Source organism: Candidatus Blochmannia festinatus (nom. nud.), from assembly GCF_059936355.1.
The window spans coordinates 171,070-193,496 of sequence record NZ_CP012116.1; the positions used below are offsets into that span (position 1 = coordinate 171,070).

Annotated in this window: 14 protein-coding genes; 11 read left to right on the plus strand and 3 right to left on the minus strand. The window is 26.8% G+C overall.

Annotated elements, in window-relative coordinates:
- Nucleotides 1-109: 109 nt before the first annotated feature.
- The 7 genes from Bfest607_RS00740 (at nt 110) to folK (ending at nt 8,761) form a co-directional block, all read left to right on the plus strand.
- A complete protein-coding gene (locus Bfest607_RS00740) occupies nt 110-808 on the plus strand; it encodes a cell division protein FtsQ/DivIB (RefSeq protein WP_500838414.1) in 699 nt (232 codons plus the stop codon).
- 26 nt (nt 809-834) lie between these two features.
- Nucleotides 835-2,094: a cell division protein FtsA gene (ftsA, locus tag Bfest607_RS00745; protein WP_500838415.1), complete on the plus strand. Its 1,260-nt coding sequence runs from the start codon at nt 835-837 to the stop codon at nt 2,092-2,094.
- 91 nt (nt 2,095-2,185) lie between these two features.
- A complete protein-coding gene (ftsZ, locus tag Bfest607_RS00750; RefSeq protein WP_500838416.1) occupies nt 2,186-3,349 on the plus strand; it encodes a cell division protein FtsZ in 1,164 nt (387 codons plus the stop codon).
- Between the two features lie 86 nt (nt 3,350-3,435).
- A complete protein-coding gene (gene lpxC / locus Bfest607_RS00755) occupies nt 3,436-4,326 on the plus strand; it encodes a UDP-3-O-acyl-N-acetylglucosamine deacetylase (protein ID WP_500838417.1) in 891 nt (296 codons plus the stop codon).
- Between the two features lie 242 nt (nt 4,327-4,568).
- Nucleotides 4,569-7,112: a preprotein translocase subunit SecA gene (gene secA / locus Bfest607_RS00760; protein ID WP_500838418.1), complete on the plus strand. Its 2,544-nt coding sequence runs from the start codon at nt 4,569-4,571 to the stop codon at nt 7,110-7,112.
- Between the two features lie 608 nt (nt 7,113-7,720).
- On the plus strand, nt 7,721-8,182 hold the full coding sequence (gene dksA, locus Bfest607_RS00765; RefSeq protein ID WP_500838419.1) for an RNA polymerase-binding protein DksA: 462 nt from the start codon (nt 7,721-7,723) through the stop codon (nt 8,180-8,182).
- Nucleotides 8,183-8,257: 75 nt separating this feature from the next.
- A complete protein-coding gene (gene folK, locus Bfest607_RS00770; RefSeq protein WP_500838420.1) occupies nt 8,258-8,761 on the plus strand; it encodes a 2-amino-4-hydroxy-6-hydroxymethyldihydropteridine diphosphokinase in 504 nt (167 codons plus the stop codon).
- Nucleotides 8,762-9,302: 541 nt separating this feature from the next.
- Here the strand turns inward: folK and lpdA are convergent.
- The 3 genes from lpdA to aceE form a co-directional block, all read right to left on the minus strand.
- Nucleotides 9,303-10,730, minus strand: a complete 1,428-nt coding sequence (lpdA, locus tag Bfest607_RS00775) for a dihydrolipoyl dehydrogenase (protein ID WP_500838421.1) — start codon at nt 10,728-10,730, stop codon at nt 9,303-9,305.
- 91 nt (nt 10,731-10,821) lie between these two features.
- Nucleotides 10,822-12,138 (minus strand): 2-oxo acid dehydrogenase subunit E2, encoded by a 1,317-nt coding sequence (locus Bfest607_RS00780; RefSeq protein ID WP_500838422.1) that lies wholly within the window; start codon nt 12,136-12,138, stop codon nt 10,822-10,824.
- A gap of 17 nt (nt 12,139-12,155) precedes the next feature.
- Nucleotides 12,156-14,828: a pyruvate dehydrogenase (acetyl-transferring), homodimeric type gene (aceE, locus tag Bfest607_RS00785; RefSeq protein ID WP_500838423.1), complete on the minus strand. Its 2,673-nt coding sequence runs from the start codon at nt 14,826-14,828 to the stop codon at nt 12,156-12,158.
- 1,121 nt (nt 14,829-15,949) lie between these two features.
- On the opposite strand from aceE, the gene mrcB reads away from it, so the two are divergent.
- From mrcB to eno, 4 genes are all read left to right on the plus strand, one after another.
- Nucleotides 15,950-18,292 carry a bifunctional glycosyl transferase/transpeptidase gene (gene mrcB / locus Bfest607_RS00790; RefSeq protein WP_500838424.1) on the plus strand — a complete coding sequence of 781 codons (2,343 nt, stop codon included), beginning with the start codon at nt 15,950-15,952 and terminating at the stop codon, nt 18,290-18,292.
- A gap of 156 nt (nt 18,293-18,448) precedes the next feature.
- Nucleotides 18,449-18,796, plus strand: coding sequence for an iron-sulfur cluster insertion protein ErpA (gene erpA / locus Bfest607_RS00795; protein WP_500838425.1), 348 nt, complete (start codon nt 18,449-18,451; stop codon nt 18,794-18,796).
- Nucleotides 18,797-19,169: 373 nt separating this feature from the next.
- On the plus strand, nt 19,170-20,822 hold the full coding sequence (gene pyrG, locus Bfest607_RS00800; RefSeq protein ID WP_500838426.1) for a CTP synthase: 1,653 nt from the start codon (nt 19,170-19,172) through the stop codon (nt 20,820-20,822).
- Nucleotides 20,823-20,908: 86 nt separating this feature from the next.
- A complete protein-coding gene (eno, locus tag Bfest607_RS00805) occupies nt 20,909-22,213 on the plus strand; it encodes a phosphopyruvate hydratase (RefSeq protein WP_500838427.1) in 1,305 nt (434 codons plus the stop codon).
- Nucleotides 22,214-22,427: the final 214 nt, after the last annotated feature.

Consider the following 22,427-nt stretch of genomic DNA (forward strand, 5'->3'; position numbering starts at 1 on the left):
GTTAATTAAGTGCGTGTCAAAATTAAAGTATTATATTAATTTAAAATTAATGATAAGTTGGATTTTTATATCTATTTTTATACTTATCAGCATTTGGGTTGTGTATAGAATGATTTTTAGTTGGATATGTCATTATTGCTATTATCCTATATCTTATGTTGTGGTTACTGGAAATCGTTGTTTTACTACTAATGATGATATTAATTATTTAATTTTAAAGTTAGAAAAATTAGGATCATTTATAACACAAGATGTTAATGTAATTCAGAAACAAATTCAAAAGTTGCCATGGATTAAACAAGTTAGTGTTAGGAAGCAATGGCCAGATACGTTAAAAATTCATTTAATTGAGTATATTCCTATAGCATATTGGAATGATAAGTTAATTATCAGCACGACAGGTATTATATTTCATTTGCCTAAATACCAAAGTAATTATTGTAATGATGATAATAATGTTAAATCTTTGCCATTTTTATATGGTCCAAATAATAAAGAACAAGATGTACTGAATAACTATTTAATATTTAATGCAATACTTCAATCTAATAAATTTGAGATAGCGTCATTAAAGATGGATATATATTATTCTTGGCAGTTAAAATTGAAGAATAATATCGAATTAAAATTAGGTAGAAATAATCCAATTGAGCGATTATGTTTTTTTATAAAAATTTATCCTATTTTATTACAAGAAATTAATAAAAAAGATATATGTATTGATTATATTGATTTGCGTTATTATTCTGGTTTTGCTGTAAAATGGATAGATAATTCGAGTACACCTATGCTTTGTGATAAGAAGTGATACATATAAATAAGGTAATTGCAAGAATGATAAAATCTTTGGATAATAAAAAGCTTTTAGTAGGATTAGAAATTGGAACAGATAAAGTTGCTACATTAATAGGAGAAGTTTTGCCAGATGAGATAATAAATATTATTGGTTTAGGTTGTTGTTCCTCACAAGGCATGGATAAAGGAGGAGTAAATAACTTAGAATCGGTAATAAAATGTGTAGAATATTCCATTAATCAAGCGGAGTTAATGGCAGGGTGTCAAATTGCATCTGTTTATTTATCTTTATCTGGAAAACATATTAGTTGTAAAAATGAAATAGGTATGGTTCCTATTTTAGCAGAAGAGGTTACTCAATTGGATGTAGATAATGTAGTACATATAGCTAAATCAGTAAAAATTCGTGATGAACATCGGATATTACATGTTATTCCTCAAGATTATTCCATTGATTATCAAGAAGGCATAAAAAATCCAGTTGGTTTATCTGGGGTAAGAATGCAAGCAAAAGTTCATTTAATTACTTGTCATAATGATATGGCTAAAAATATTGTAAAAGCAGTGGAAAAATGTGGGTTGCGAGTAGATCAACTAATATTTTCTGGATTAGCTTCAAGTTATGCAGTATTGACTCAGGATGAACGTGAATTAGGAGTGTGTGTTGTAGATTTGGGAGGTGGTACAATGGATATTGCAATATATATTGATGGATCTTTACGTCATATTAAGGTTATTCCGTATGCTGGAAATGTAGTAACAAGTGATATTGCTTATGCATTTGGAACGCCATTGTCTGATGCAGAAACTATAAAGGTACGTTATGGATGTGCTTTAGAATCTTTAGTAAATAAAAATGAAAATATAGAAGTACCAAGTGTTGGAGGTAGACCATCAAGAGTTTTACAACGTCATATGTTAGCAGAGATCATTGAACCTAGGTATATTGAATTAATGAAGTTAGTAAATAAAGAGATTTTGCAAGTACAATCACAACTAAAACAGCTTAGTATTAAGCATCATCTTGCAGCAGGTATTGTATTAACTGGAGGAGCGTCTTTGATGGAAGGTGTAGTAGCATGTGCACAAAAAGTGTTTAATATGCAAGTTAGAGTTGCATCTTCTATAAATATTAGTGGATCAATAGACGGAATAAGTGGACCGAGATATTCTACTGTTATAGGATTATTACATTATGGGAAAGAATCTCATTTAAATAATAATCTGAATATAGATAAAAGAATAAAAATTAAAAATTGGGTAAAAAAAATAAGTAATTGGTTAAAAAGAGAATTTTAATATTTATTGAATTGGTATATAAAATATAAGAGAAGTATGTGGTTTAATTATTTAAATTAATTAAGGGATAAATGGTAATCCGGAGAAAATTATGTTTGAACCAATGGAATTAACTAGTGATGCTGTAATTAAAGTAGTTGGTATTGGAGGTGGAGGTAGTAACGCAGTGGATCATATGTTGAGAGAACGTATTGAAGGTGTTGATTTTTTTGCAGTTAATACTGATGCGCAAGCATTAAGAAAAATGATAGTAGGACAAACTATTCAAATTGGCAGTTCTATCACCAAAGGGTTAGGAGCTGGAGCTAATCCAGAAATTGGTAGAAATTCTGCAGAAGAAGATCGAGATGTTTTAAAGGCTACTATAGAAGGGGCTGATATGGTATTTATTGCTGCAGGTATGGGTGGAGGAACTGGAACAGGGGCTGCTCCTGTAGTAGCAGAAGTAGCTAAAGATTTAGGGATTTTAACTGTAGCTGTAGTAACAAAACCCTTTAGTTTTGAAGGAAAAAAAAGAATGATGTTTGCAGAACAAGGAATTTCTGAATTATCAAAATATGTAGATTCATTAATTACAATTCCAAATGATAAATTATTAAAAGTTTTAGGGCGTGGTATATCTTTGTTAGATGCATTTGGTGCAGCTAATGATGTATTAAAAGGAGCAGTGCAAGGTATTGCGGAATTAATTACTCGACCAGGATTAATGAATGTAGATTTTGCGGATGTTCGTACAGTAATGTCTGAAATGGGGTATGCTATGATGGGCGCTGGAATAGGATGTGGTGATGATAGAGCAGAAGAGGCATCTGAGTTAGCTATTGCTAGTCCATTACTAGAAGATATAGATTTATCTGGAGCTCGAGGAGTATTGGTAAATATTACTTCAGGATTGAATTTAAGATTAGATGAGTTCGAAACTGTAGGCAATACTATACGTTCGTTTGCTTCTGATAATGCAACGGTAGTAATAGGAACTTCTTTAGATCCTGATATTAATGATGAATTAAGAGTAACTGTAGTAGCCACTGGAATTGGTATTGATAAACGGGCTGAGACAATATTATCCAATAATACTCAGGAAGATATGATAAAAACAACAAAAGAACATAATTATCATAATCGTTCTTCTCAAAATACGTCTGATTTTTTTAACGGATCTAGGCATAATTTAGATATTAAAGAAACTCAAGATAATGTGATTTCCGAAAAAGAGACAAATTATTTAGATATTCCAGCTTTTTTAAGGAAATAATAAGTATAGATTATATGATTATATTTTTGTGTATAGCATGAAGATTTATTTTTTATTTAGCTTTAAAAATATTATTTGAATAAGTGATGATGAAACAACGGACATTAAAACAAATGACTCATATTACTGGAGTGGGGTTGCATACTGGTCAAACAGTTACTATTCATTTGTATCCTGCTTTAGCAGATACTGGGGTGATTTATCGTCGAGTTGACTTAAATCCACCTGTAGATTTTAACGTTAATATAAAGTCTGTGGGTAATACTATGTTATGCACATGTTTAAAAGATAAATATGGCATTCATCAAGTTTGTACTATTGAGCATTTAAATGCTGCTTTATCAGGTTTGGGTATAGATAATGTTATTGTGGAATTAGATTCTGCTGAAATACCAATTATGGATGGTAGTGCTAATCCGTTTGTATCATTATTAGTGAATGCTGGTGTACAGGAACTAAATATTTCTAAAAAATTTTTTAAATTGAAACAAATTGTAAGGGTTGAAGAACAGGATAAATGGGCTGAGCTAAAGCCTAATGATGGTTTTACATTAGATGTTACTGTTGAGTATAAATGTTCCATGATTAATCCTATACGTCAACATTATTTTTTTAATTTTTCTACTAAGTCATTTATATCTGAAATTAGTTCAGCTCGTACTTTTGGTTTTGTAAATAAAATTAAAGACTTAAAAAATCAAGGATTTATTTTAGGAGGTAATCTAAATTCTGTTATTGTTATAGACGATAATAATCAAATTTTGAATATGGAAGGGTTACGTTTTGATGATGAATTAGTAAGGCATAAAGTTCTTGATGCTATTGGGGATTTATTTGTTTGTGGATATAATATTCTTGGATCTTTTTCTGCTTTTAAATCTGGTCATACTTTGCATAATAAACTGCTTAGAACTGTTTTATCACGTCAAGAATCATGGGAAATCACTTCTCGTATTAATACAAATAATTTTAATTAAGGTATTATAAGAGGATTTAAGATTGTATAGTAAATTGTTATATATAAAATTTATTTTAATTTTATAATGAAAATAGAATAAGATTATAGTTCGCATATAATGCATGTTAATTTGTATTACATATAATGTAATTATATAGGTGGCTGTTTATTAATATTTAAGGTAGTATTTTAAATATTTTTTTAATTTACTTAATTGAATAAGTAATTAAATATTAAGTTTTATATTAAGATCAAATTATTATGGTATTTTTATTTAAGTTTTTGAGAAAATTTTTTAAAAGTAGAAATGAACGCATGTTATTGCGTATGAAAAAAATAGTAGATATGATAAATTTTTTGGAAAAAGATATAGAAAAATTAAGTGATGATCAATTATCAAATAAAACTAATGAATTTCGTGAATTTATTAAATCTGGGATTGATATAGAACAATTATTACCTCAAGCATTTGCTGTAGTGCGTGAAGCTGGTAAGAGAATTTTCAATATACGACTTTTTGATGTACAACTATTAGGAGGTATTGTGTTAAATAATCGTTGTATAGCGGAGATGCGTACTGGAGAAGGAAAAACTTTGACAGCTACCTTACCTGCATATTTAAATGCGTTAAGTGGCAAAGGAGTGCATATTGTTACAGTGAATAATTATTTAGCAAACAGAGATGCAACATATAATCGGCCTTTATTTGAGTTTTTGGGATTAAGTGTGGGGGTAAATTTACCGGGGCAATCTGCATCTTTAAAGCGTTTAGCATATAACTCAGATATTACTTATGGAACAAATAATGAATATGGATTTGATTATTTGCGGGACAATATGGTATTTTCTCTTAAAGAAAAAGTACAACGCGCATTGCATTACGCATTAATAGATGAAGTAGATTCTATTTTAATTGATGAAGCTCGTACTCCTTTAGTAATTTCTGGTCCTTCAGATAATCCATCATCATCATATTTAAAAATTAATGAGTTAGTATGTAATATCATTAAAAAAAATGAAGATATCATTTTGTCTTCTTCAAAAGAAAAATATTTCACAGTTGATGAAAAAATTAAGCAAGTTATTTTAACTGAAAAAGGATTAATTTTAATAGAAAAATTACTAATTGAATCTGGGTTAATGAAATTAGGTGAATCATTATATTCTTCTGAAAATATTATATTAATGCATCATGTTAATGCAGCGTTGCGTGCTCACACTTTATTTATATGTGAAGTAGATTATATAGTTAAAAAAGGAGAAATATTGATTATTGATGAACATACAGGACGAGTGATGCCTGGTCGTCGTTGGGCAGATGGCTTGCATCAGGCAATAGAAGCTAAGGAGTGTGTAAAAATTCAAGATGAAAATCAAACGTTAGCTTCGATTACTTTTCAAAATTATTTTCGCTTATATGAAAAATTAGCTGGGATGACTGGCACTGCATATACTGAATCTTTTGAATTTAGATCTATTTACAAATTAGATACTATTGTTATTCCTACAAATAGACCGATGATTCGTAATGATTTTCCCGATGTGATTTATATGACTGAGCATGAAAAAATCGATGCTATTATTAATGATATAAGAAGTTGCGTTAAAAGAAATCAGCCGGTTTTAGTTGGGACTATATCTATTGATAAATCTGAAATGATTTCTCATGCTTTAAAAGGATTGGGAATTTCTCATAAAGTTTTAAATGCTAAATTTCATGCAGAAGAAGCAGAAATTATAGCTCAAGCAGGATATCCTGGAGCAGTAACTATTGCTACTAATATGGCAGGTCGAGGAACTGATATTGTGTTAGGTGGAAATTGGCAGGTAGAGCATGATAAATCACGTACTAATAATAACACAATTAAATCTGATTGGGAAAATCGTCATAATTTAGTATTAAAATCTGGAGGTTTACATGTGATTGGAACTGAACGACATGAATCTCGTCGTATTGATAATCAGCTTAGAGGGAGATCTGGAAGACAAGGCGATATTGGTTCATCTAGATTTTATTTGTCTATGGAAGATTCATTAATACGTATTTTTGCTTCTGATAAACTGATTGGGTTAATGAAAAAGTTAGGAATGAAGTCAGGGGAATCAATAGAACATCCTTGGATTACAAAAGCTATTGCTCATGCTCAAAGAAAAGTAGAAAATCGAAATTTCGATATTAGAAAACAATTGTTAGAGTATGATGATGTGGCTAATGATCAACGAAAGGTTGTTTATGCACAACGGAATGAGTTATTGGGTGTATCTAATATGAGTGATATTATAAAAAATATTCGTTTTGATGTTGTTAATAAATTATTGAATACTTACATACCTTTAGAGATTATAGAAAGTAAAAGAAATTTATTAAAGTTAGAAAAATGTTTAGAATTAGATTTTAATTTAACTATACCACTTATAAAATGGTTAGATGACGATTCTTCATTGTATGAAAAAAAAGAAAAAATAAGAGATCGTATATTAATGGAGATGGAAAAACAGTATGTTTATATTCAAAGATCTATTGGTATAGAATTTATGAATACTTTTGAAAAGAATATTATGTTAAAAACGTTTGATACATTATGGAAAGAGCATTTAGCATCAATGGATTATTTAAGGCAAGGTATTCATTTAAGAGGATATGCTCAAAAAGATCCTAAACAAGAGTATAAAAAAGAATCATTTTCTATGTTTAAAAAAATGTTAGATCATCTAAAATATGAAGTGATTAGTGAAGTCAGTAAATTATATGGAACTGTTTCATTAAATATGTTAAAACATTCTATAATCATTAAAAAAAAATAAATATAATAACAACAAAATTAAAAATTAAAATATTGTAATTAATTAATAAATTATGTTGATTGAAGATATTAAAGTGAACCAATGTCTTTACGATAAATATGGAGATATAATTTAAAGGTTTTAAAAGGATATATAAAAGTGTGTTGTTGTATCATTTTGATTAGGTGAGTAGTAGAGTAGTATGTATCTTTCAAGATATAAATTGGTATTAATATTTAATATTGTTGAAGTATCAAACATATTAAATTAAATGATTATTTAAATGTTTGTAAGTTTTATGAAGTTTCTGCGTATTGAAACAAAAATTAGGATTGTATTTGTATGACATTTACAAAGAAAGAGAGAATATAAAATAATATTATTATAATTTTATAAGAAGGAGTTATTTGAATTGTATAAATAATTTATTGTTATTTTTAATGATAGTCAGAAAGTGAATGTGTTTGTATATTTTGTTATTAATTTTAATACTATTAAATAGGATAATTATTCAGTTCATATTTTTGAGTAAATTTAATAGTATTTGTACCATATATAGTTGTTCGTGCTTATAAATTTTAAATGTACTGTTGTGTAATAAATATATGAGTAAGAAGTGAGGAATATATATGTTAAAAAAATCGTTGGACAAAAAACGTTCTTCTTTAAATGTATTAATGATTGCTGGAGTAAAACCGTATATCCAAACATTAGATGAAGAATATATGAATACACGTCAATTGTTACATTTTAAATCTATTTTACAGGCATGGAAGTTTCAATTAGAAACGGATATAAAGTATTCTATGTTAAATATGAAAGGCGAAGTATCTGTGAATTTTCCAGATCCAGTAGATAGAGCCGCACAAGAAGAAGAATTTAATGTCACGTTACGAAATCGAGATAGAGAACGAAAGTTGATAAAAAGGATTGAAAAAACTTTAAAGAAAATTGATACGAAAGAATTTGGATTTTGTATATCGTGTGATATAGAAATTGGAATTAAACGATTAGAAGCAAACCCAATAGCAGATTTATGTATTGATTGTAAGACTTTAGAAGAAATTAAAGAAAAACAAATGATAGGTTAAATTATTTATATTATATATTTTTAAAATTATTGAATAATAAATACTATTTTGTGATGAAATAAAAATATAAAAATTATGGAAAGGGTGTGGGTAGGAGTAGGAAGTAATTTACTAGATCCTAAAAGTCAAGTAGATCGTGCGATATGGGCTCTTTCTAATAAAATTCCAGAAACAAAATTTGTTGTTTGTTCTAGGTTTTATCGTAGTCGGCCGTTATATCAACTTGATCAACCAGATTTTTTAAATATGGTGGTAGTATTAGATACTAATTTAAATCCAGAATTATTGTTATATTATATGCAAGAGATAGAAAAAAGCCAAGGTCGTATTCGGAACCGAAGTATTTTATTTCGTCGTTTTTATCAATCGCGTACATTAGATTTAGATATTTTATTATTTGGAAAACATATAATAAATACTGTTAATTTAGTTATTCCCCATTATGATATGATGATAAGAGAATTTTTCATATATCCTTTGTTTGAGATAGATAAATATTTAATTTTTCCAGATAATACACATATAGCAGATGTTATTAAAAAATTACCTAAAAATGGACTAACTTTTTGGAAAAATTAGTCCATTTTTAGGTAATTGAAAATAAATATAAAATTAAATTAAGTTCTTGTATATTTTATTTTACTCTAATATAGAATTAATTTTTATATATTAATAATATATAATGGAATTGTGTTATCTATTAATGTAGCAATTATATATGTTATTAATTGATTATATATATAAGTATATATATAAAATATAGTTATTAATGATAATAATTGATTTTATAGTGAATTAATTAAAATTAAACATAAAAAGTTATATTTATTTTTTAATTTTAGATAAATTGATACTTTAAAGGATAAAGGATGCGTAATTTATTTAATTTTTTTAATTAAAAGATGATATTATTGTTTATTATTGTGATGGGAATAATTTATACCAAATATTTGAGTATATCTGATATATTTTTTAATATTATAGTATAGATTTTTGATTTTATATACTTGAATATAAACTAGTAGTATATAGTGTTTGTTATTCATGATGAAATGCCTGTTCAATTTTTAAAATAAATGTATTCTTGTGTATGTCTATTATATATAGATATATGTTATTTTTATAGTAATAATTTTTTAAGAGTTTTATGATGCATTTTTGCTGCTAGTTCTATTGATTCGTGTAATGTTGGATGCGCATGGATAGTTAAAGTAATATCTTCAACATCACATCCCATTTCTATTGCTAGAGTGATTTCTCCTATGATTTCACTGGAATGAGATCCGATAATTTCAGCGCCAATTATTCTATGTGTTTTTTTATCAAAAATTAATTTAGTTATTCCATCAGGGCAATCTGAGGCAATAGCTTTTCCTAAAGTTGTCCATGGCAATGAAACAGATTCGTATTCTATTTGTGCATTTTGAGCTGTTTTTTCAATATAACCAACCCAAGCTATTTCTGGATCAGTATATATAATAGATGGGATCACTTTAGCATCAAAATAATAATTTTTTCCAGAAATAACTTCTGATGCTATATATCCTTCATGTATACTCTTATGGGCTAACATTGGATGTCCAACAACGTCTCCAATAGCAAATATATTTGATACAGTAGTACGCATTTGATTATCTACAGAAATAAATCCATTTTTATTTAATTTTACTCCAATATTTTTAAGATTTAACGTATTACTATTTGGGGCTCTACCAATTGCAACCAATATAGCATCATATCTATTAGTTTTTTTTATATTTGTATCTAAGTTATTTTCCATAACTACATATATACCATCTGTTTGAGTATATACAGAAGTGATAGTTGTATTAACAATGCAATTGATATTTTTTTTGTGCAAACTTTTAGAAAAAATTCTAGATATATCTTGATCTAATATTGGAATGATGTGACTACATGATTCTAATAATTCTATTTCACTACCTAAGGATTGATATATAGTTGCCATTTCTAATCCAATAGCTCCAGATCCTACAATTAATAAAGTTTTAGGTATTAATTTTAATGATAGTGCATCGTTCGAATTCCAAATTCTTTGATCTTTTGGTAAGCAAGGTAAAGATATAGGGTAAGATCCTGTTGCTATAATAGCATAATCAAATATAATTGTTAAAGTTTCATCTTTATGAGTATTATATACTTGAAGTGTATTTTTATTAATAAATTTTCCTAATCCGTGAATAATTTTAACATTATGGGTTTTAGAAATTGAGTGTAAGTTTCTTGATAATCGGGTAATAATATTTTCTTTCCATAAAGATATTTTATTTAAATTAGGTTGAATTTGTATGTTTTGTTCTAAAATACCATATTTACTTAAATTTTTGTTATCATTAATTAATTTAGAAATATATAGTAATGTTTTAGATGGTATACATCCTACATTTAGACAGACTCCTCCTAAGTTTTCATAACGCTCAACCATTATAGTTTTCATGCCTAAATCAGCACAGTGAAAAGCTGAAGAATAGCCTCCTGGACCTGAACCTAAAACTAGAATATTAGTTTTTTCTATTTTTGTTTGCATAGTATTATTCTTATATTTTATAAAAATGGAATTATATAAATATAATACCATAATTATAATAATGATTTTTATTTCTTTTACTATATAAAAACTACATAGACAATAGTCGTATATCCGAAAGTATTTTATTAATACGATTTATAAATTTTGCTCCATCTACTCCATCTATAACTCGATGATCATAAGATAGAGATATGGGAAGCATCAATTTAGGTGTGAATTTTTTTTTATTCCATACAGGATGTATAATAGATTTAGATATTCCTAGGATAGCTACTTCAGGAGAGTTTATGATAGGAGTGAAAAACATTCCCCCAATACCACCTAAGTTAGATATAGTAAAAGTTCCTCCTTTTATATCGGAAGGAGTCAATTGACTTTCGGTACGTGCTTTTTTAGAAATTTCTGATAATTCTTGAGCTAATGTAATAATATTTTTTTTATTAGTATCATGTAGAACAGGAACTAATAATCCCATTTTAGTATTTACTGCTATTCCAATATTAATATATTTTTTAAAAATTAGTTCATTTCTATTTTTTGATAAAGAACTATTGAAACGGGGGAATTCTTCTAGTACTTTAGAGACTGCCTTTATTACAAAAGCTAATATTGTGATTTTATAATTTATATTATTACTTTTTATTTCTAAATTTTGTTGTTTTCTAAAAAGTTCTAAATCAGTGATATCAATCATATCAAATTGTGTCACATGAGGAATATCAATCCAATTTTTTTGTAAATTACGTCCAGAAGCTTTTTGTATTTTAGTTAATGGTATTGTTGATATATTATTATTTTTTTTAGAATTTATTTCTGATATTTTTTCTTTTAAATGAAAATATTGATTAGGTATTTGTGAGAATTCAGTGTTGGAGTAAGTGTGAGTGTTGTTTTTAAGATTATTTAGATGATTTTGAATATCTTCTTTTAAAATTCGACCTTTTCGTCCACTACCTTGTATCCTTAATAAATCAAGTCCAAATTTTCGGGCCATCTGTCTAACTGCAGGAGTGGCATGTACAATAAAATTATCAGTAGTAGTTGATAAGAATTTAGTATATTTTGTGTCATCATGGTAAGTTTTATTATTATCTTTTTTAATTGTGTTTTCTAAATCGTTTTTTTTATTAATAAAATTTTCTTTTTTGTTTACAGAGGTCAGATTGTTATGATTATTTTCTACATTTAGTGATAAAACTAAAGATCCTGTACGTACTTTTTCACCAATGTGAGTATAAATTTTATTAACACGACCAGAATAAGGAGAGGGGATTTCCATAGATGATTTATCTCCTTCTATTATAACTAAAGGCTGATTAACAGTAATATTATCTCCTGTTTTTATTAGTATTTCAGTTACTTCTAATTCATCTTCTCCAATATTTGGTACACTAATATTGATCATTATTATGATTCCTCTTTTTATGTCAAACGCGGATTAATTTTTTCAGGATCAATGTTAAATATTTTAACAGCTTTTAACATAGTATTGGAATTAATATGTCCTTGTTTTATTAAATTAGATAATGCAGCAATTACTATATATCCAGAATTGACTTCAAAATAATGTCTTAAATTTTCTCGACTATCAGAACGTCCAAAACCATCTGTTCCTAAAACGAAAAAATGATGATTTGGAATAAAACATCTAATTTGTTCTGCAAATAATTTCATATAATCAGTAGCAGCAACAGTAGGAAAATCATTTAAAACAGAGGTTATATAGGGAATTTTTGGAGTATTTGTAGGGTGTAACATATTCCATCGTTCGCAATCTTGACCATCTCGAGCTAATTCAGTGAATGAAGTAACGCTATATACATCTGAACTGACATTATATTCGTTTGATAAAATTTGAGCAGCTTCACGAACCATTCTTAAAATTGAACCAGATCCTAATAACTGAACTTTACCAATTTTTCCAGGTAAAGATTCTAATTTGTAAATACCTTTACAAATACCTTCTTCAACTCCTGCGGGCATAGCAGGCATATGATATTTTTCATTTAATGTTGTGATATAATAATATATATTTTCTGGATTGTTTCCGTACATACGTGTCAAACCGTTATGTATAATAACAGCAATTTCATATGAATACGCTGGATCATAAGAAATACAATTAGGGATAGTTAATGATTGAATATGACTGTGTCCGTCAGCATGTTGTAATCCTTCTCCATTTAAAGTAGTTCGACCAGATGTAGCTCCAATTAAAAATCCTCGAGCTTGTTGATCAGCTGCTGCCCATAAGAAGTCTCCTATTCTTTGAAAACCAAATATGGAGTAATATATGTAAAAAGGGATCATAGGAAAGTTATTAGTACTATATGAAGTAGCAGCAGCTAACCAAGAAGCTGCAGCTCCTAATTCACTAATACCTTCTTCTAGAATTTGACCTTGTTTGTCTTCTCGATAGTATGAAAGCATATTATAATCTTGAGGAGTATATTGTTGTCCTAATGGATTATAAATTCCAATTTTTCTAAATAAGTCTTCCATTCCGAAAGTTCTGGCTTCGTCTGCAATGATAGGAACCAATCTGTTTTTAATTGAAGGATGATTTAGTAAGATATTTAATATACGAACAAATGCTAATGTAGTAGAAATATTTTTATTTTGAGATTTAAATAATGAATGAAAATATTCTAATTTTGGGAGTTCTAAAGAATGAGTGGAATTTTTTAAACGATTAGGAAGATATCCAAATAATGATTGCCGTTTTTTATGTAAATATAAATATTCTTCTGAATTTTTTTTAAGAGTTAAATACGGTAATGATTCTATTTGGTCATCTTGAATAATAGTATTTAATTTTAATTTATTTCTAAAATATTGAATTTTTTTTATACTAATTTTTTTAATTTGATGAGCTACGTTTACTCCTTCTATTTCTGATCCCATTTCATATCCTTTAATAGTATGTGCTAAAATCACAACAGGTTTTTCAGTATTATTTTTAGCTTTTTTTAAAGCAGCAAAAATTTTTTTAGGATCATGACCTCCTCTATTTAATTCCCAAATTTCAGAATCACTCATGTCATCAACTAATTCTTTGGTTTCCTTATATTTTCCAAAAAAATGTTTACGAATATAGTTGCCATCTTTGGATTTAAATGTTTGATAATCTCCATCGACAGTTTCATTCATTAATTGAATTAATTTTCCAGTTTTATCTTTATTGAATAGTTTATCCCATTTGCTTCCCCAAATTACTTTTATAACTTCCCATCCTGATCCTGTAAATATATTTTCTAAATCATGAATAATTTTTCCATTTCCTACAACTGGACCATCCAGTCGTTGTAAATTACAGTTAATTATGAAAATTAAATTATTTAATTTTTCTCGAGAAGCAATATTAAGTGCTCCTTTAGATTCGGGTTCATCCATTTCCCCATCTCCTAAAAAAGCGTATACTGTTTGTAAAGAAGTGTTTTTTAAATTTCTATTGTGTAAATATTTTAAAAATTTAGCCTGATAAATTGCGCTAATTGCAGTAAGCCCCATAGAAACCGTTGGAAATTGCCAAAAGTCTGGCATTAATTTTGGATGAGGATATGAAGGAAGACCTGAATTATTTATTTCTTGACGAAAATTATTTATTTGTTTTTCACTTAATCGTCCTTCTAAAAAAGCTCTAGCATATATTCCTGGAGAAATATGTCCTTGAAAATAAATTAAATCTCCTTCATCTATTGAATTTCGGGCTCGAAAAAAATGATTAAAACATACTTCATATAATGTAGCAGATGATTGAAAAGAAGTGATGTGCCCTCCTAAATCTAATTTTTTTTTTGAAGCGTGTAGTACTATCATCATGGCATTCCAACGAATGGTAGCACATATACGTTGTTCTATTTCTAGGTTACCTGGATATTTAGGTTCATCCTGCGCTGGAATAGTATTAATATAATTTTTATTTAATAAATTGTTATTAAATATAATTAGTCCGTTAGTTTGGGATTGATTGATAATATGGTTTATTAAAAATTGAGCCCGAGCAATACCATCCTTTTGAATAACTGAATTAATGGATTGTACCCATTCTTGTGTTTCTATTGGATCTATATCGTGATGTAAGCAAGATGACATTATTGAATTTCCTTAATTTATTAATAAAAGAACAATGATTGTATAATATAATCTATATATATTAATATGCATTATCAATATAATAATCAATTAATATTTACTGTATTTTTTGTAATAAAAATATCTTAAATTGAAGTAAATTAACAAAATATAAGTTTTTTGTCTATATATGATGTTTATAGCGATTAATAATAAAATTTATTTTAGTTATCAGTATAAATATAAGTAAATAATGTATTGAAAAATTCACAAAATATGTATAGAGTTTTTGGTTTGTTTGAGTTTAGTTATTTTATATTAAGTAACTGCTTATTGCTATTGATGTTAGTCAATCAAAATGTTGTTATTGTAATAATTAAAAATAGAAATTATTAGTTATAATTGTTGTGTGTGTTTATACAAGCTATAAGAATAAGTATAAATATATTTGATTTGTTTTTCTGTATATAAGATGATAGTTATAGATTTATATCATTAACATAATTATTAATGATTGGTAAATTGTTATTTAGTGCATTGAGAATTTTTATATTTAATATTGTTATCTTGATAGTGATTTTAGAATGATTTTGTGAAATAATTAATGAGTTAGCTGAATTGTGTTGTATTTTAATTTAATCTCTTGAGTTAAATAAAATTATGTAAATGTACTATTTTCAATATTCTTGAAATATTAGTATATTTGTGTTAATTGATATAATAAAGTTTAATAATAATCATATATTTTATTTATTTATTAGAAATAGGTGTCTTAAATTTATTTGTGAGTTTAAACGAATTTAAGGATATTTTATTAATAGGATATGAGTTGAATTTTTTGAATTCAAAATATATATAGTATATATGTATTGTTAGATTTGATGTATGAATTTTTAAAAACTTTTTGAATATTATAAATGATATAGTTGTATTTAATTATAAGTTATAGAGATATGATTCATTTGACAAGATGAATAGATTTATTTGTGTTTATTTTTTTGTTAGTGTTTTATTTTAATAAGCAGTGTATTTTATAATTTATAATGTGTAAAAACAATTTTATTTTCATCATTGTTAGATTAATAATTGTATTTTTCAAAAAAGATCTTTTTTTACATCATGTATGTTTTAAAAAATTTCTAGTGATAATAAATAATGTATTTTATTTTGTGCGTTATGGTTTGTATGTATTTTTATGCATTACAGCATTAATTTATGGTTATGGAATTTTTTTAGATAAAAAAATAAAAAATCGTATTAGTGATAAAATATGGCAATTTCCAACAGTTATATATAGTAGAGTTATAAATATTGAACCAAATATGTTATGCAATAAAAATGATATGATTCAATTATTAAAAGTATTGCAGTATCGTCAAGTTTCTAAAATTGTACAATCAGGAGAGTTTGTTGTATCTGATAATAATATTGAATTATTGAGAAGATCTTTCGATTTTCTAAATGGAGAAGAAAAAGAAAGTCATGTACTTTTATTTTTTAATAACAAAAAATTATTACGTATTTATAATAAAGATACTAAGAATGATTTTGGGTTGTTTAGAATAGACCCAAAAATTATATCTATTCGATATTCTACTCAAGGTCAACAAAGGTTATTTATTCCTAGATCTAAATTTCCAGATACACTAATAGATATGTTATTAGCTGTAGAAGATAGGTGTTTTTATAAACATGATGGTATTCAAATATCTGCAATGATACGAGCTTTTTTTACTAATATTATATCTGGGCATACTGTACAAGGAGGAAGTACTATAACACAACAGTTAATAAAAAATTTATTTTTAAATAATACTAGATCTTTATGGCGTAAATTTAATGAAATGTATATGGCTTTGATTTTTGATTATCGATATAGTAAAGATCGTATTCTTGAATTATATTTAAATGAAATTTTTTTTGGTCAACATGGTAATGACCAAATCAGAGGATTTCCTTTAGCTAGTTTTTATTATTTTGGAAGGCCAGTAAATGAATTAAGTTTAGATCAGCAAGCTATGTTAATTGGAATGATAAAGGGTGCTTCTTTATATAATCCATGGAAAAATCCTGAAAAAACATTAGAGCGTCGTAATATAGTATTGAACTTATTAAAAAATATAAATATTATTGATGGTGATTTATATTCTACACTTAAGATTCGTCCTTTAGGAATACAATTAAAGGATAGAGTATTAATTAATCAACCTGCTTTTGTTCAGATGGTATATGAAGAAATTAGTAATATAAATAAAATTCGTAATTTATTTGGATTAAAAATATTTACTACATTGGATCCAATTGCACAGCAATCTGCTGAAAAGGCAATACAGTTGGGTATTCAAAAATTAAAATGTTGTTCTGATATATTAGATTTGGAAGGAGCTATAACAATTGTAGATCGATTTAATGGTTCAATACGTGCTATGGTTGGAGGTTCAAATCCTCATTTTTCTGGATTTAATCGAGCGATGTATGCTAGGCGTCCTATTGGATCGTTAATTAAACCAGCAATTTATTTAACCGCTTTAAATCAACCTAGTAAATATCGATTAAATACATGGATTGCAGACACTCCTATTAATTTAAAACAATCAGACGGATCAGTATGGTCTCCTAAAAATTATGATCGCCAATACAGGGGAAAAGTAATGTTAATTGATGCATTTGTGCAATCTTTAAATATTCCTACTGTTAATTTGGGATTGACAATAGGAATAGATGCTATTACTGATAATTTAATAAAACTAGGTATTTCTAGTGATTTAATTTCTTCTTTTCCATCTATTTTATTGGGAGCTATTAGTTTATCGCCAATAGATGTTGCACAAGAATTTCAAACTATAGCTAGTGGAGGCCAATATTCTAAATTATCGTGTATAGAATATGTTATAGATTCAGAAGATGTGATTTTATATCAGAATTTTCCTAGAGTTAAACGTATGATTTCTCCTCAATCAGCATATTTAATATTATTTGCAATGCAAGAAGTTGTAAAAAGAGGAACATCTTATAATTTATCAGTAAAATTTCCTAATTTTCATTTAGCTGCTAAAACTGGAACAACAAATGATTTTCGTGATAGTTGGTTTGTAGGAATTGATGGAAAGGAAGTAGTTGTAATTTGGGTAGGGCGTGATAATAATGGTAAAACGAATTTAACAGGTACCAGTGGAGCATTAAAATTATATAATCTTTATTTAGATAATAGAGGCAATCCTACTCCATTACAGTTAATAACACCAAGTAATATAATTCAAGTACCTATCGATAAATCTGGAAATTTTATTTTAAACAATAATGAGAATAAAAACGTTTATACATATATAATACCAATATGGAAAAGTAATAATTTTTCTAGTATAGAATTAAGTTTTAGTAATCAATCAGAAGTTATTGAATATACTGGAAATTTATCTATTTTATCAGAAAAACAAGATTTTCGTGATATTAAAAAGTGGATTAATAATATTCTTCAAAAATAATTAAAATATAACATATTGGTTTATTACAGTGATATGATTGATTGATATCAATATTGATGTATTAATTATAAATTTTAATTATTTTTGAGTTGATGTATTTGTGTATACAGATATTAATAGACATATAATAATAGATATACAACAAGGCTGTGATATATGAAAAATAGTGTTTTTTCTATTCAATTAACAAATTCTGCTGCTGATAAAATAAAGTATTTTATGAAAGTTCATGCAAATAAGCTAAATTTAAAGCTTCGTGTATATATTATAGGAGGAGGATGTAATGGATTTCAATATAAATTTATTTTAGATGATCAATTATTTGATGATGATTGTATTATTGAAAATAATGGAGTAACATTAGTTATAGATTCTATGAGTCTGCAGTATTTGTCAGGAGGAACAATAGATTATCGTGAAGAATTAGAAGGGTCTAAATTTATTATGATTAATCCAAATGCTAAAACTACTTGCAGTTGTGGATCATCGTTTAGTTTTTACTAAAAATGGTGTTATTGTAGATAGAGATACATTAAGAAACAAGGTTTAGAGTTGTTTAATAGTTGTATTAAGTAAATTATTTAATAAAAGTAATAAATATAATAAATTTTATTTTAAATAAGTACATTAAGTTAATTATATTGTAAATGCAGAAATTATACATGAATTATGAGTGTTATGTATAGTAGTATTGTGTTAATACATGTTGTTGTTTTTTGTTAAATATTTAAATTGAATAATACATGTTATATAAAACACTTATATTCTAATAAGAATATAAGTGTTTGTTTGTAAATCTTTTGAAATACAACATTTGTTATTAAATACTTCATATTAATTAGTTTGTTAAGAGTAATTATAAAAATCTGGATGAGTAGTGGGGATAAATTATATTTTTGTAACGGGAGGAGTAGTTTCTTCCTTAGGAAAAGGTATTATGGCAGCGTCTTTAGCCTCAGTTTTGGAAGCTCGGGGATTAAGTGTTACTATAATTAAATTAGATCCTTATATAAATATTGATCCTGGAACGATTAGTCCAGTACAACATGGTGAGGTGTTTATTACAGAAGATGGAGCAGAAACTGATTTAGATTTAGGACATTATGAACGTTTTATTCGAACAAAAATGACACGTTATAATAATTTTACTGCCGGACGTATTTATGCTGATGTTTTGAAAAAAGAACGTCGAGGTGATTATTTAGGTGCTACTGTTCAAATTATTCCTCATGTTACTTGTATGATAAAACAATGGTTAATACGTAGTTCTAAAAATTATGATATATTATTAGTAGAAATTGGAGGAACAGTCGGGGATATTGAATCTTTACCTTTCTTAGAAGCTATTAGACAAATGGCAATAGAGGTTGAAAAAAAACATACTTTGTATATACATTTAACACTAGTTCCATTTGTTTCTGTATCTGGAGAATTAAAAACTAAGCCTACTCAGCATTCAGTAAAAGAGTTGTTATCTATTGGGATTCAACCTGATATTTTAATTTGTAGATCTGCTAGAATTATTGGAGATAGTGAACGACAGAAAATTTCTTTGTTTTGTAATGTACCTAAACAAGCAATTATTGCTTTACCGGATGTAAATTCAATTTACAAAATTCCTTTATTATTACAAACTCAAAAATTAGATGATTATATTTGTAAATATTTTCAATTAAGTTGTCCTAAAGCTGATTTGTCCGATTGGGAAAAAGTAATTTATTATCAGGATAATCCAATAGGTAAAATTACAATTGGTATAATTGGAAAATATACTGAGTTGACGGATGCTTATAAATCTGTAATAGAAGCATTACAACATGCTGGTTTAAAAAATCGTTTTTTTATAAAAATTCGTTTTATTAATTCCCAAGATGTAGAAAATTTAGGGATAGAAAAAATGTTAAAAAATTTAGATGGTATTTTAGTTCCAGGAGGATTTGGATATAGAGGAGTAGAAGGTAAAATTTTATCTGCACAATATGCTAGAGAACGTAATATACCGTATTTTGGTATTTGTTTAGGAATGCAAGTAGCATTGATTGAATTTGCTCGAAATGTTGTAGGGATGTTAGGTGCTAATTCTACGGAATTTGTAAATGATTGTAAATATCCGGTAGTTTCAAAAATTCATGAATTTAATAGTAATAGTAATCGTTTTATGAAGTACGATAAAAACATTAATTTAGGTGGGACTATGCGTTTAGGAAATCAAGTATGTTATTTAGTTGAAGGAAGTTTAACTCAAAAAATGTATGGGAAAAAAGTTATACTGGAACGACATAGACATCGTTATGAGGTAAATCCAATATTATTTAAACAAATGGAATATGCTGGATTAAATTGTGTTGGTTTTTCAAAAGATAATAATTTGATAGAAATAATTGAATATAAGTATCACCCGTGGTTTATAGGTAGTCAATTTCATCCGGAATTTAATTCTACTCCTAGGGAAAGTCATCCTTTATTTATAGGTTTTGTAGGAGCTGCAATACAGTATAAAAATTATCATAATAAATTAATTCAAAATTAATATAAGTATTATGTGTTTCGTGATATCTTCTGAAATAAGAAAAGAATAATCAGTGAGTGTATTTATAAATATAGGAAAAATCTAATATGTCTAAAATTTCCAATATAATAGGTCGTGAAATAATTGATTCTCGTGGCAATCCTACAGTAGAAGCAGAATTGTATACTAAAAGAGGATTTTTTGGATTAGCTTCTGTTCCATCTGGATCATCTGTAGGTTCTCAGGAAGCATTAGAGTTACGAGATCATGATAATAATCGATTTTTTGGGAAAGGAGTTCAAAAATCGGTTGATATTATTAATGGTCCTATTCGTTCTGCTTTATTAAATATGGATGTTACTCAACAGAGTGTTATTGATCAAATCATGATTGATTTAGATGGTACTGATAATAAGTCTAAATTTGGAGCAAATTCTATTTTGAGTGTGTCTCTTGCAGTTGCTAAAGCCGCTGCTAATTTTAAGGATGTTCCTTTATATGCATACATTTCAGAATTATATGGAACACCACATGTATATTCTATGCCAATACCTATGATGAATATTATAAATGGTGGAAAACATGCTGATAATAATTTAGATATTCAGGAATTTATGATAATACCTGTAGGTGCAAAAACTATTAAAGAAGCAGTGCAAATAGGTTCGGAAATTTCATATAATTTAAAAAATATTTTAAATAAACAAGGTATATCTTCTGCATTAGGTGATGAAGGAGGATATGCTCCCGATTTGATTTCTCATATTAATGCATTAGAATTAATTAAAAAATCTGTAGAAGAGTCTAATTATATTTTTGGAAAAGATATTGTTTTAGCAATAGATTGTGCTGCATCTGAATTGTTTGATAAGAATTTGAATAAATATCATATAAAAAGTGAAAATTTATATTTTACTTCCAAAGAATTTGTTAATTATTTATGCACGTTAGTACATAAGTACCCTATTGCTTCTATTGAAGACGCTCAAAGTGAATATGATTGGAATGGTTTTTATCATCTTACTAAAACACTTGGATCTAAGATACAATTAGTAGGAGATGATTTATTTGTAACTAATCCTAATTTGTTAAATAGGGGAATACAACAAAATATAGCTAATTCTATTTTAATTAAACCTAATCAGATAGGTTCATTAACTGAAACTTTATGTGTAATAAAATTAGCTAAAAAATATGAATACACTACAATTATTTCACATCGTTCCGGAGAAACTGAAGATACAAGTATTGCTGATATAGCTGTTGGAACATCTGCTGGTCAAATAAAAACTGGTCCGGTACGTTGTTCTGATCGTACTTCTAAATATAATAGATTAATTCGTATTGAAGAGAAATTAGGAAATGCTGCAAAATTTTATGGTATTAAAGAGATAAAGAATTTTAATTTATAAGTTATATTTTAAATTTTTTGTATATTTTGATAATTATTGATGAAGTGTAATTACTATTAATTTAATGCAGTGTGATTTTAAGATATATTAACTTTTTTAATTTAAAATAAAATTTAAGTTGTATTAATTAATTGTATTCCTAATATTGTATCAATTTAAATCGATATTGAATAGTATAAAATAAAGTATATAAAAATTTATAAGTATTTAAAAC